Here is a 13392-nt window from a genome sequence, read left to right on the forward strand (position 1 = left end):
TTATGCCAACTGATCTTTTATCCGCGCGAGCGATTCTTCCCGACCGAGAACAATAAGCACGTCGAATATTCCAGGCGAAGTCGTGCGGCCTGTGAGCGCCGCGCGAAGCGGCTGTGCAACCTTGCCAAGCTTGACCTCGGATTTTTCGGCGCAAGCCCGCACTGCTGCCTCTGTCGATTCAAGCGTCCAGTCTGCGAGCGCAGACAGGTCTGCATGAAGAGTTGCAAGAACAGCACGTGCGTCATCAGTGAGCAAGCCGGCTGCCTTTTCTTCGAAGACGAGGGGGCGTTCGGCGAAGATAAATCCGGCACCATCGAGCAGTTCGACGAGCGTCTTTGCACGTTCCTTCAAACCGGGTATGGCCTGACGGATCTGGGCTCGCTGCCCATCGGGCATGTTCTGAACGATCTCCGCGCCGCCTTCCAGATAAGGCAACTGCTTCATGAAGAGATCGAAAAGCCGTTCATCGGTGCTGTTTCGCATGTGAATGCCATTGATCGCCTCGAGCTTCTTGAAGTCGAAGCGAGCAGCACCCTTGTTGACGTCTTCGATCTCGAACCATTCGACCATCTGGGCAATGGTCATTACCTCGTCGTCACCATGGCTCCAGCCAAGGCGGGCGAGGTAGTTGCACAGCGCCTCGGGCAGATAGCCCATGGCACGATAGGCTTCGACACCCAGCGCGCCGTGACGCTTTGAGAGCTTCGCGCCATCCGCGCCGTGAATTAGAGGAATATGGGCCATGACCGGCACGTCCCAGCCCATGGCCTTGTAAATCAATGTCTGTCGCGCCGCATTGGTCAGATGGTCGTCGCCGCGAATTATGTGCGTGACGCCCATGTCGTGGTCGTCGACGACAACGGCATGCATGTAGGTGGGCGAGGCATCGGACCGCAGGACGATGAAATCGTCGAGATCCTTGTTGGGAAAGCGCACTTCACCCTGCACCTTGTCGTGGATGACGGTCTCGCCCTCTTTCGGCGCCTTGATGCGAATGACGGGTTTGACCCCTTCAGGTGCTTCGGATGGATCGCGGTCGCGCCATGTACCGTCGTAGCGGGGAGGGCGACCCTCAGCGCGCGCCTTTTCGCGCATCGCTTCCAGCTCTTCCTGCGAGGCATAGCAGTAATAGGCTTCGCCGCGCTCCACCATCTCCAGGGCGACCTCACGGTGCCGCTCCGCGCGCGAATGCTGCGAGACGGGTTCGCCGTCCCAGTCCAGCCCCAGCCAGGACATGCCCTCGATGATGGCTTTTGTCGCTTCGTCGGTGGAGCGTTTGCGATCGGTGTCCTCGATGCGCAGGAGCATCTTGCCGCCGGTATGGCGTGCGTAGAGCCAGTTGAACAAGGCCGTGCGGGCGCCACCGATATGCAGGAAGCCGGTGGGTGAAGGGGCAAAGCGGGTTACGACAGGTCTAGACATGACATCCTGTTTTGGCTCGGGGCGGTGGCACCGCCCCCGTCGGGTAGAAATTGCGTGCGCCTCATGTAGCATAGGCGAGAGCGCACGCAAGCGCCGGGGGCTGTGGGAAAATGCAAGGTGAGGGTGCCAGCACCAGCATCGATGAGCGTGAGCGCTTCTTGCAAGCCTCCCGCTTGGTCGATGCTGTTGTGGGTTCAGGCTCCGTAGTCTCACGTGAAGAAGCTGCTACGCCGGTCGAAGAAAGGGGCGGTGGCTCTTATTCGCTACCGAGCACAGCCCGGATGGCAGGCCTTATGCGCCAGGAGGCCGCACGAGGTACACCGTTTCTGTTCCTGCCGGTCTTGCTGGCAGTCGGAGCTGCAGCCTATTTCGCTTTGCCGGAAGAGCCGTCGGGAAGCGCGATCATCGCGGTGCTCCTTGCCAAGCTCTGCAGTCTTTGGTTGGCCCGTAGCAGACCGGCAGCTTCCGTCATCATCGCTGCGCTGCTCGTTTTCACCATGGGAATGGCCGCAGCCAAACTTGAGACCTGGCGGCGGTCGACACCAATGCTCGGCTCACCCATCGCAACGACACTTACCGGTCAGGTGCGAGCGCTTGAGCATATGGCGAGCGGGAGAATGCGGCTTACACTGGACGTGATCGCCACCGAGCGCCCGCAACTCAGATATGCCCCGGATCGGATACGCGTGAGCGCGAGACAAGTGCCGGAGAATCTTGCACCCGGTGACGTCATCAAGGGACTGGTGCGCCTGATGCCCCCGAGTGGGCCTGTCCGGCCCGGAGCCTACGATTTCGCCTTCGCGAGCTTTTTCCAGGAGCGTGGAGCCGTCGGGTTCTTCCTCCGTGATCCGGAAAAGCTGACCCTCCAGGCAGAACCGGTTCTGCTGCGCCTGCAAGGAGTTGTGCAGCGGCTGCGCAGGGCACTTTCCGAGCGCATCCTGCACCATGTTCAGGGGCAGGAGGGGCATATCGCTGTCGCCATGATCACGGGTTTTCGAGGGGGGATACCCGAGGAGACCAACGAATGGCTGCGTCGCGCCGGTCTGGCACACATACTGGCAATCTCCGGCCTTCACATGGCACTTGCAGCCGGCTGCGTCATGATCGGTTTGCGCTGGGGTTTCGCGCTCTTTCCCCAAACCGCGTCGCGTCTGCCCGTGAAGAAGTATGCCGCGGCCGCGGCCTTGATGCTCGCGACCCTCTATCTCCTCATCTCCGGAGGAGCCGTCGCGGCTCAACGAAGCTATATAATGCTTGCCGTCATGCTTGTGGCGCTGCTCTTTGATCGTGCGGCAATCACCATGCGCAATCTGGCGATCGCGGCTCTTTTCATCACGGCCGCTTCACCGCATGTGGTCATCGGGCCAAGCTTCCAGATGTCCTTCGCCGCCACGGCAGCCCTTATTGCGGCCTACAGTCTTTGGACCGGACGCCAGCGCAGGCGCGGTTCGAACATGCCGGCTGATCACGGAGTGCTCAGACGTGCGCTCACATCGATGCTGATCTTCTTTGCAGGGCTATGTGCCACCAGCATTATTGCGGGGCTTGCGACCACCCTTTTCGGTGCGTGGCATTTCCAGCGTACAAGTCCCCTGGCATTGCCGGCCAATCTGGCGGCGATGCCATTGGTTTCGCTTGTGGCGATGCCCTCCGCGGTCATGGCTATCATCACCATGCCCTTCGGGCTGGATGGACTTTTCTGGACACTCATGGGCAAAGCCATTCAAGGTATTGTCATCGTGGCGGAAACCATCGCCAGCCACAGCCCGATCGATGCGATCGGCCTGATGCCCCGCAGCGCCTTTTTGTTGCTTGCTGCAGGCTTCACCCTGCTCGTCATCTTCACCACCGGCTTGCGGCTTCTGGCTTTGCCACTGCTCCTTGCCGGTGCGATCCTGTGGGCGCAGCGCGAACTACCGGATGTGCTGGTCAGCGATGATGCGCGACTTGTTGGTGTCTATATGGGTGAAGGCAGGCTGGCAGTGAACCGCGAGCGTCTAAACGGCTTCACCATGGGTGACTGGGAGCATGCGCTCATGATCGAGAGTGTGATCAAGCCTCTACAGGATAATGATGGTGCTGAAGCCACCTCCGCCCGGGGATTTTCATGTCGTGAGGGCGCTTGTGCCATCCAGCATCCCAGCGGAGCCTGGATTGCTCATCTGAATGAGCCGGTTCAGGTGGCGCAGTGGTGTGGCAAGGCGGCAATAATCATTCTGGATGATGCGACGGTTGAACCACGCTGCGGTGCACGGACATTGGTCTTGACGAAGCGGGATCTTGCCCGACGCGGCGCTGCCTCAATCCAGATGGATGCACGGGCGACAAATGGTGCAAATGTTACTTATGCCGTCGACATGCCTTACCGGCCCTGGCACGAACATCGGCGATATTCCAGGGCAGCGCGAGGGCTCGCGCCCTACAGGCGCGATTGAGGGAAAAAACTCCACCAGATCTCAATAGCGCCGGATCAAGCCAACGAGCTTTCCCTGAACCTTGACCCGGTCAGGCCCAAAGATCCGGGTCTCATAGGCCGGATTGGCCGCTTCGAGCGCAATAGATGCGCCTTTGCGTCTGAGCCTCTTGAGTGTGGCTTCCTCATCGTCGACCAGTGCCACGACGATCTCACCGGGATTGGCCGAACTCGAATGCTTGATGATGACCGTGTCGCCGTCAAAGATGCCCGCTTCGATCATCGAGTCGCCCTTGACCTCCAACGCGTAATGTTCCCCTCCCGAAAGCATGTCGGGTGGTACGGTGATGCTGTGGGTCTGATGTTGTATCGCGTCGATCGGGACACCGGCTGCAATGCGGCCCATGACAGGCACGCTGTAGGCGCCACTGTCTTCAACAGGCGTTGACGCGGGTGCTGCCGGGCGGGCAGGTTCGGATGTCTTGCCGAGGCTTCCCTCGATAACACTCGGCTGGAACCTGCGCGCGCTACCTGGAAGGCCAGGCGCGATGGAATCGGGCAGCCGCAGCACTTCCAACGCACGAGCCCTGTTGGGCAGCCTGCGAATGAAACCACGCTCCTCAAGGGCGGTAATGAGACGGTGAATGCCTGACTTTGATGCCAGATCGAGAGCCTCCTTCATCTCGTCGAATGAAGGCGGTATGCCCGTCTCCTTAAGACGCTCATGGATGAAGAGTAGCAACTCGTGCTGCTTGCGTGTCAGCATCGCCGACTCCCAGAATCAGTCATAAACAAAACCAGAACATAATTTATCTGTTCCAGTTGTGTTCCGCAATGGCATTTCTCAGGATCAGCGATGCAGCATCAAAATTCGGCAGTCGTCACCGGTATTCGCGGCAGGCGCGTGCGGTTTGCGGATGATAAGACAGTTGGCAGTCGCATAGGCAGTAAGCTGTGATGAGTCCTGCCTGGTGAAAGGCGTTGCGATCATCCCCTCCGCCGTGTGTCGAACAACCGCACGTATGTAGTCCTGTCGCTCGTCATTGGCGCGAAGGGGCGCACCGAGCGCGGCGCTGCGCATGTCGGGCTCATGCCGAGCCCCTTGCATATGCGCAACAAGAGGGCGCAGAAAGAGTTCGGCACAGACCAGGCTTGATACCGGGTTGCCGGGCAAGCCAAGCACATGCATTGCGCCCATCCGGCCAGAGATCAGCGGTTTGCCCGGGCGCATGGCCACTTTCCAGAACGACAGTTCCATTCCGGCTTCTGCGAGCGCCCCGCGCACGAGATCATGTTTGCCGACCGAAGCGCCGCCAAGCGTCACGAGGATATCGGCTGCAGTATCTCGCGCTTTGGCAAACAGGGACGACAGGTGCTGGTCATTGTCGGAAGCGATGCCAAGGTCGATGATCTCCGCTCCTTCCTCCTTTGCGATTGCCGCAATACCGTAGCTGTTCGATGCCACGATGGAATCCTGGCCGGTCGTTTCTCCGGGGTTTACCAGCTCGTTTCCCGTCGCCAGCACGGCAACGCGCGGGCGGCGATGGACGAGCAGTCTTGCGTGTCCGCTGGAGGCAGCAAGGGTCAATGCGCCCGGATCTAACCGCCGTCCTTGCTCAAGCAGCAGGTCCCCTGCATGAAAATCCATGCCGGCCTGACGTATGTGCCGACCGTGTTCGACAGGCTTTGCTGCGCGGATGGTCCGGTCACTGACGGATTCGGCATTTTCCTGGATGAGTACCGCGTCAGCGCCGTCCGGTACCGGAGCGCCGGTGAATATGCGCACGGCCTGACCTTGGCCCATCGAGCCGGGAAACCGTGCTCCGGCGGCTGCCTCGCCGATGACACTCAGGTCGCGCCGCTCATCAAGCGTATCAGAAGCACGAACGGCATAGCCATCCATGGCTGATGCGTTGAAAGGGGGCTGTGTTCGAAGGGCATGGAGGGGGCTGGCAAGAACACGACCCATCCCGTCGTGCAGCGGTATTTCTTCGGCCGGTAGTGGATTAATACCCTCCAGCACGCGCTCAAGCGCTGCATCAACAGGAATCAGTGCCATCCGCTGCATCTTCCCGTGACCAGTGTCCGGATTTGCCTCCGGACTTCTCAAGCAGCCGAAGGCCGGTTATCTCCATCGCGCGATCGAGCGCCTTGGCCATGTCGTAGATCGTCAGGCAGGCAACAGAAGCGGCCGTGAGCGCTTCCATCTCGACGCCGGTTTTCCCGGTGACCTGCGCTGTTGCGCGTATGTGCAGGCCTGGAAGATCCTCGTCTGCCGTTATTTCCACGCTCACCTTATCCAGCCCAAGCGGATGACACAGCGGGATCAACTCGTGGGTGCGCTTTGCAGCCATGATGCCGGCGATGCGCGCTGTTGCGATCACGTCGCCCTTCTTGGCATTTCCATGCCTGATGGTCTCCAGCGTTTCCGCTTCCATCCTCACATAGCCTTCCGCAGTGGCCAGACGGGTCGTGGCGGACTTGGCGCCAATGTCGACCATCTGTGCGCTTCCATCGGATGCGATATGAGTGAGTTTCGCCATGACCGGGTTCAGGCTGCAATCGGGGCAAGAAGAGTGCGCGTCGCCGCGGCAACATCATCCTGCCGCATCAGGCTTTCGCCGATGAGGAACGTGTTGATGCCGACTTTCGCAAGACGCTGACAATCGGCGTTGGTGAATATCCCGCTTTCACCAACAATAATGCGATCGTTCGGGACGCGTGGAGCAAGTAGCTCGCTGGTCTCGAGACTGACCTCGAACGTGCGCAGGTTGCGATTGTTGATCCCGATCAGGGGGGAATACAATTTGAGAGATCGCTCAAGCTCTTCTGCGTCATGGACTTCGACAAGGACGTCCATTCCAAGGCCGAAAGCTTCGTCTTCGAGCCGGCGTGCCTCGTCATCCGTAAGGGACGCCATGATGAGCAATATCGCGTCGGCACCCCAGGCCCGGGCTTCGTGAACCTGATAGGTTTCGAACATGAAATCCTTGCGCAGTACCGGAAGTCCCGATGCACGACGCGCCTGATCGAGATATTCCGGAGCGCCCTGAAACGACGGCTTGTCAGTCAGGACGGAAAGACATGTCGCCCCGCCATCGCGATAGGCCCTGCCGAGCGCCGGTGGGTCGAAATCTGCGCGGATCAAGCCTTTCGAAGGGCTTGCCTTCTTCACCTCTGCGATAAGGGCAAAGCGGCCGCGTTCAATATCGGAGCGCAGCGCACTGGCAAAGCCGCGCGGCGGTTCCACATCTGCCGCACGTGCCTTCAGCTCCTCCAGGGGAACTGAGGATTTTGCTGCGGCGATCTCTTCGCGCTTGTAGTTCTCGATTTTTTTCAGAATGTCAGCCATGGCTGTACGTCCGTCATTTGAAGGCTCAACGATTGGAAACTTCGACGAGCTTGTCGAGCCGCTTGAGCGCGCTGCCATTGTCGATTGCATTTTGCGCCTGTTCGACGCCGTCCTGCAAGCTTGCCGATTTTCCTGCCATCGTCAGGGTGGCGGCAGCGTTCAGTACTGCAATGTCGCGATAGGGATTGCGCGCGCCTTCAAGGACCGCACGAAGCGCACGCGCATTATGCTCGGCATCCGCACCTTTCAGATCGGCCAGAGTGACCCGCTTCAAACCAACATCCTCAGGTTCGAGTTCGAAAGTGCGGATTTCGCCATTCTCCAGCGCCGCGACCCTGGTCGTGCCTGCCGTGGTGATTTCGTCCAGGCCATCTCCATGAACGACCCAGGCCTTTTGCGTCCCCAGTTCTCTGAGAACCTCCGCCAGAGGTTCGACCCATTGCGCTGAGAACACGCCCACAAGCTGGTGCTTCACGCCTGCGGGATTTGAAAGCGGGCCTAGCAGGTTGAAGATAGTGCGGGTGCCGAGCTCAACACGGGCAGGTCCGACATGGCGCATGGCTGCGTGATGATTGGGCGCGAACATGAAGCCCAGGCCGGCCTCGGCGATGCATTCGGCGATACGTTCGGGACCGATGTCGATATTCACACCAAGGGCTGCAAGGCTGTCGGCAGCACCTGACCGGGAGGAGAGGGCACGGTTGCCGTGTTTGGCAACGGGCAGCCCGGCACCTGATATGATGAACGCGGCACAGGTTGAAACATTGTAGGTGCCGGATCCGTCGCCGCCGGTGCCGACGATATCCACGGCATCAGCCGGTGCTTTCACAGGCAGCATTTTCGCGCGCATCGTGTCGACGGCGCCGGTAATTTCGGAGACCGTCTCGCCGCGCACGCGCAGAGCCATCAGAAAACCACCGATCTGTGCCGGCGTGGCCTCGCCGGACATGATGATTTCAAAGGCGGCACGTGCGTCGTCGAAGTCGAGCGAAGCGCCGGCTGCAACCGTGGCAATGTGCTTTTTCAGATCCGCCATGGCTCAGAAGCTCAGCGCCTGTTCGACCGCATTCCGGTTGACCCGCACGTCGTATTTCTCCTGCAGTCCCTGCACAAGCTGCTGCACCAGATCATTGGCATAGGCAGAGCCGGTGTTGGAGACCACATTTTCGGGCAGCGCATCGGCTCCGGCTTCCGCGGGAGCGAAAACTTCCGTTACCTTGAAGAGGAAGCGACCTTCGCCTGCCGGATTGGGGAACATGCCCACGCCCTCAGGAGCAACATTGAATGCGGCTGCAACACCGTCGCGGCCGAGATCGGAATCGTCTGCAAGGCGCTTCAGGCCGCGCTTGACCTGCTTGGTCTGCCCGATTTCCTCGGCGATGGCGTCGAGCGTTGCGCCGGAGCGCAGTTTGGCAGCGAGTTCTTCTGCTCGTTCCTCGAGCTGAGCTACTGCTTCGCCTTCCTTCCAGTCGGCGACAACCCGTTCACGCACTTCTTCAAGTTCACGCTCGCGAGCAGGTACGATCTCCTCGATTTCGTAAAACAGATAGCCGTTGGCACCGAGATTGATCGGCGCATTTTCGATGCCCGTGTCGCTCTCAAAGGCTTCCGACAGGAGGTCCCTTGAAGCCGGCAGGTCGGAAATGACATTACCGTCTTCGTCCTGAGCGTTGCGGTCAACGCGTTCCACTGTCTGCATTTCCAGACCCAGACGCTCGGCTGCTTCCTTCATGGTTGCACCGCCAGCGCGTGCATCCTCATAGGCGTCATATATGTCGAGCAGGGAACGGCTTGCATCATCGAGTGCGAGTTCATTGCGGATTTCGTCGCTGACTTCTTCCAGTGGTGTTGCCTGCTCGGGCGTGATTTCGCTCACCCGCAGGATGACGTGGCCAAAAGCACCTTCAAAGACGTCGCTCACGCCGCCTTCGGGCAGTGCAAATGCTGCTTCTGCAAGGGCCGGATCCGAAAGCTCGCTTTTGGTGAAGGTACCGAGCTCGGCATCCTCAAGCGAGAGATCGCGCATTTCCACGAGGTCTTCGAAAGTCGCGCCGGTGCGCATGCTTTCGCGGGCTGCTGTCGCTTCTTCCTGTGTGGGGAAGACGATCTGCTCGATCCTGCGCTTCTCAGGCTGGGTGTAGCGCTCCTCGCGTGCCTCGTAATATTCACGCACCTGTTCGTCGGCAACGCTTTGGGGATCCGCTATGTCTTCCGGTTCAAGTTTCACATAGGCGATCGTGCGGTATTCCGGTGCCGCGTAATCAGCCCTGTTTTCCTCGAAGAAACGTGCAAGCTCTTCGTCGGATGGCTCACTGATCGGCTCGACGAGCGAGCGGGGCAGGGGCACGAATTCGATGGTGCGGCTTTCGCCACGATATTGCGCAAGATTGCGCAGGAAGGTCTCAGGCGCGTTCATGCCATCGGACACGGCCTCGATGATCTGCTGGCGGATAGCGACCTGTTCACGGTTTTTCAGATAGTCTTCGGGACGCATGCCGACCTGGGAGAGCACGAACTGGAACTGCTGGCGGTCGAAGCGTCCGTCGGGTCCGCGGAAGGCAGGGTCTGATGCCGTGAGCTCGGCAAGCCTGTCCTGAGACAGTCCAAGACCGATCTCGCGGGCGGCTTCATCCAATACGGCTCCGGAAGCCAGTTCCGAAAGCACCTGGTTGTCGATGCCGAAGGATATGGCCTGTTCACGGGTGATGCGCGTGCCGATCTGCTGGGAGAGCACCGAAATCGAGCGGTCATAGGCCAGGCGATAGTCCAGCATGGAGACCGAAGTGCGGCCCGCCGAAATGACATCCCGGCCCATATCCGAGAAGATCTGCCCCGAGATGCCCCAGAACGCAAAACTGGCCACCAGCAAGACAAGCAGCAGCTTCGCAATCCAGCTTGAAGCAGCGTTTCTCAGAGTGTTGAGCATGATCGATCCCGTGTGGATGAGTGTTCTTTTCGTTGCAGCAAGGCAATAACGCCCCAAAGCAGCCCTGTCGATTGCTTTGTGCGTGCAATTTGGTAGGGGAACAGGGCACAGCAAGTCAAAGCATTGTGAGGAACAGATGACGCCAAACATCAAGCCACTCATCGCCGGCAACTGGAAAATGCATGGCACGAGTGCTTCGCTCTCCAGTCTGGAGGCCATGGCAACCGGCTTTGCCGAGGCGGCATCCGACGCGGATGGGGTAATCTGTGTACCAGCTACCTTGCTTGAGCGTGCCGCGGGTGTCGTCGAAGGCTCTTCATTGCAGGTTGGCGGGCAGGACTGTCATCCAGCGGAGAAAGGTGCGCATACAGGTGATATTTCGCCAGAGATGCTCTCTGACTGTGGTGCAATCTATGTGATTGTCGGCCACTCGGAGCGCCGCGCCGATCATGGGGAAAGCGATGGCGTGGTCGCGGACAAGGCGAAGGCCGCCTGGCGTGCTGGGCTGATCGCCATCATCTGCATCGGCGAGACCGAGGCCCAGCGCAAGGCCGGCGAGACATTCAATGTGCTGGAAGAGCAGATGGCGGGTTCGGTACCTGCCGGTGCAAGCGCCACAAATACAGTGATTGCCTACGAACCGGTGTGGGCGATCGGCACCGGCCTCACACCAGAAATCGCCGATATCGAGGCCGCTCATGCACATATCCGGCAGCATTTGCGCAAGCAGTTGGGCGCCGAAACCGCCGACTCCATGCGTCTGCTCTATGGTGGTTCCGTGAAGCCGGGGAATGCAGGAGACATACTTTCGGTGGAAAATGTCGATGGTGCGCTTATTGGTGGAGCAAGCCTGAAGGCAGAAGACTATCTGGGGATTGTCGGCTCCGTTGGCTGAAACACTGGCATCGGGCGCTTGCAGAAGACCGTATGGTGCCTATATCCGCCTCAACGACGCCGCAGATGCGGGGTTGGATTCTGCGATAAAGCCGTGTAATGAGCCGCGTCCGCAGCAATAAGCCGCTTGTCCGCGCAAGGCGCTGGAAGGAAAAATGCAAACTGTCATCATTGTCATTCACCTGCTTGTCGTCCTTGCTCTGGTCGGCGTTGTCCTCATGCAGCGCTCCGAGGGAGGCGGGCTTGGAATTGGTGGCGGTTCGGGCTTCATGTCTGCTCGCGGCGCAGCCAATGCGCTCACGCGCACCACATCCATTCTTGCTGCAGCGTTTTTCGCCACGTCTCTGGCGCTTTCCCTGATTGCTCGCTACCAGGCGAGCCCCACCGATATTCTGGATCGACTTCCACAGACCCAGGGCGAGAGTGGTCAGAGCGAAGGTGGCGCTGGCGTGCTCGATCAGCTTGGCGGAAGTGATGAACCGTCTGCTCCGGCAGACAGTGACGCACCGGCCGTGCCTTCGGGTGACGCTGCGCCGGCAGACAATGCCGAGCCACAAGTGCCCACTGGTCAGTAACGGGTTAGAGAGAAGGCGCTTCAGGCGCCTTCCTTTTTGGTCGCGCCGCACTGATTGTGCGGCGTATTTGTGAAAAAGATAGGGTTCTTGCGATTTTGCCTCTGGCGGAATCGTCACGGGCCAGTTATGCGGTAGGTCCCATGGCGCGATATGTTTTCATCACCGGCGGCGTGGTTTCTTCTCTCGGCAAGGGTATTGCAGCAGCAGCCTTGGGCGCTTTGCTCCAGGCACGTGGATATCGTGTGCGTATCCGCAAGCTCGATCCGTACCTGAATGTCGATCCGGGAACGATGTCGCCCTATCAGCATGGCGAAGTTTTCGTTACCGACGACGGTGCGGAGACCGACCTTGATCTCGGACATTATGAACGCTTCACGGGGCGCTCGGCGACGAAGTCGGACAACATCACGACCGGCCGGATCTACCAGAACATTCTGGAGAAAGAACGCCGTGGCGACTATCTGGGCGCGACCGTGCAGGTCATTCCCCATGTGACGGACGAGATCAAGCAGTTCATCCTCGAAGGCAACGAGGATTTCGACTTCGTTCTGTGCGAGATTGGCGGCACAGTGGGCGATATCGAGGCGATGCCGTTCCTCGAGGCGATTCGCCAGCTTGGCAACGAGCTCCCGCGTGGCAATGCGCTTTACGTGCATCTCACGCTCATGCCGTGGATCCCGGCTGCAGGCGAGCTCAAGACGAAGCCTACGCAGCATTCGGTGAAGGAGCTGCGCTCAATCGGTATTGCACCCGATATCCTTCTCGTGCGGGCCGATCGTGAAATTCCCGCGGAAGAGCGGCGCAAGCTCTCACTGTTCTGCAATGTGCGCGAATCGGCAGTGATTCAGGCGCTGGATGTTGCGCATATCTATGATGTGCCGACGGCCTATCATCGCGAAGGTCTTGATTCTGAGGTGCTTGCAGCCTTCGGTATCGAGCCGGCACCGAAGCCGCGCATGCAGCAGTGGCAGGAAGTTGCCGACCGGATCCATAATCCCGAAGGCGAAGTCACCATTGCGGTGGTCGGCAAATACACCGGCCTGAAGGATGCCTACAAGTCGCTCAACGAAGCGCTTGCTCATGGTGGCATGGCCAATCGCGTTCGCGTGAAGCTGGAATGGATCGAGGCGGAAATCTTCGAGAAGGAAGATCCCGCGCCCTGGCTTGAGAAAGTGCACGGCATTCTCGTTCCTGGCGGCTTTGGCGAGCGTGGTGCGGAAGGGAAGATCCTGGCTGCTAAGTTCGCGCGTGAACGCAAGGTGCCGTATTTCGGTATCTGCTTTGGCATGCAGATGGCCTGTATCGAAGCCGCACGTTCGCTGGCTGGCATTGAAGAGGCCTCGTCCACGGAATTCGGCCCGACCAAGGAGCCGGTGGTCGGCCTGATGACTGAGTGGCTGAAGGGCAACATGCTTGAGAAGCGCACCGCAGCCGGTGATCTGGGCGGCACGATGCGTCTCGGCGCATTTGAAGCCAAACTGGTGGAAGGTTCGCGCATTGCCGACATCTACGGCAGCGAGACGATTTCTGAGCGCCATCGCCACCGCTACGAGGTGAATATCGGCTATCGCGAGAAGCTGGAGGAATGCGGTCTTGTCTTTGCCGGTCTTTCTCCGGACGGCGTGCTTCCCGAGACGGTGGAATATGCGGACCATCCCTGGTTCATCGGCGTGCAGTACCACCCCGAGCTGAAGAGCCGTCCACTTGAGCCGCATCCGCTGTTCGCGTCCTTCATCGAAGCTGCGGTCGAACAATCGCGCCTTGTGTAGTCGGTCGAGACTGCCACAGGTTTGCAATGTGCCTCATCATG

11 protein-coding genes are annotated in these 13392 nt (G+C 59.6%); 4 read left to right on the top strand and 7 right to left on the bottom strand.

All coding sequences use genetic code 11. The annotated features are described in order from the left end of the window. Complete coding sequence (gltX, locus tag EL18_RS04845; RefSeq protein ID WP_036480356.1) at positions 1–1422, bottom strand: glutamate--tRNA ligase; 1422 nt, start codon at positions 1420–1422, stop codon at positions 1–3. Between the two features lie 281 nt (positions 1423–1703). On the opposite strand from gltX, the gene EL18_RS04850 reads away from it, so the two are divergent. Then, positions 1704–3857: a ComEC/Rec2 family competence protein gene (locus tag EL18_RS04850; RefSeq protein ID WP_244444512.1), complete on the top strand. Its 2154-nt coding sequence runs from the start codon at positions 1704–1706 to the stop codon at positions 3855–3857. Between the two features lie 21 nt (positions 3858–3878). Here the strand turns inward: EL18_RS04850 and lexA are convergent, their stop codons facing one another. The 6 genes from lexA to EL18_RS04880 form a co-directional block, all read right to left on the bottom strand. Next, the gene (gene lexA / locus EL18_RS04855; protein WP_036480360.1) at positions 3879–4601 is read right to left on the bottom strand and encodes a transcriptional repressor LexA; all 723 of its coding nucleotides are present in this window, start codon (positions 4599–4601) and stop codon (positions 3879–3881) included. A gap of 84 nt (positions 4602–4685) precedes the next feature. After that, a complete protein-coding gene (locus EL18_RS04860; RefSeq protein ID WP_036480362.1) occupies positions 4686–5894 on the bottom strand; it encodes a molybdopterin molybdotransferase MoeA in 1209 nt (402 codons plus the stop codon). Then, entirely contained in the window at positions 5875–6378 is a 504-nt protein-coding gene (moaC, locus tag EL18_RS04865; RefSeq protein ID WP_036480364.1) for a cyclic pyranopterin monophosphate synthase MoaC, read from the bottom strand. Before moaC ends, EL18_RS04860 begins: the two co-directional genes overlap by 20 nt. An 8-nt stretch (positions 6379–6386) precedes the next feature. Then, on the bottom strand, positions 6387–7187 hold the full coding sequence (trpC, locus tag EL18_RS04870) for an indole-3-glycerol phosphate synthase TrpC (protein ID WP_036480366.1): 801 nt from the start codon (positions 7185–7187) through the stop codon (positions 6387–6389). Positions 7188–7212: 25 nt separating this feature from the next. After that, a complete protein-coding gene (gene trpD, locus EL18_RS04875; protein ID WP_036480368.1) occupies positions 7213–8223 on the bottom strand; it encodes an anthranilate phosphoribosyltransferase in 1011 nt (336 codons plus the stop codon). A 3-nt stretch (positions 8224–8226) separates the two neighbouring features. Next, positions 8227–10113: a peptidyl-prolyl cis-trans isomerase gene (locus tag EL18_RS04880; protein WP_036480370.1), complete on the bottom strand. Its 1887-nt coding sequence runs from the start codon at positions 10111–10113 to the stop codon at positions 8227–8229. A gap of 136 nt (positions 10114–10249) precedes the next feature. Here EL18_RS04880 and tpiA point away from each other — a divergent pair, with 136 nt between their 5' ends. The 3 genes from tpiA (at position 10250) to EL18_RS04895 (ending at position 13351) form a co-directional block, all read left to right on the top strand. Then, positions 10250–11008 carry a triose-phosphate isomerase gene (gene tpiA / locus EL18_RS04885; protein WP_036480373.1) on the top strand — a complete coding sequence of 253 codons (759 nt, stop codon included), beginning with the start codon at positions 10250–10252 and terminating at the stop codon, positions 11006–11008. A gap of 154 nt (positions 11009–11162) precedes the next feature. After that, entirely contained in the window at positions 11163–11582 is a 420-nt protein-coding gene (secG, locus tag EL18_RS04890) for a preprotein translocase subunit SecG (protein ID WP_036480375.1), read from the top strand. A 140-nt stretch (positions 11583–11722) separates the two neighbouring features. Beyond that, entirely contained in the window at positions 11723–13351 is a 1629-nt protein-coding gene (locus tag EL18_RS04895; RefSeq protein WP_036480379.1) for a CTP synthase, read from the top strand. Positions 13352–13392 lie beyond the last annotated feature (41 nt).

Source organism: Nitratireductor basaltis, from assembly GCF_000733725.1.
In the GTDB taxonomy this organism is placed as follows: domain Bacteria; phylum Pseudomonadota; class Alphaproteobacteria; order Rhizobiales; family Rhizobiaceae; genus Chelativorans; species Chelativorans basaltis.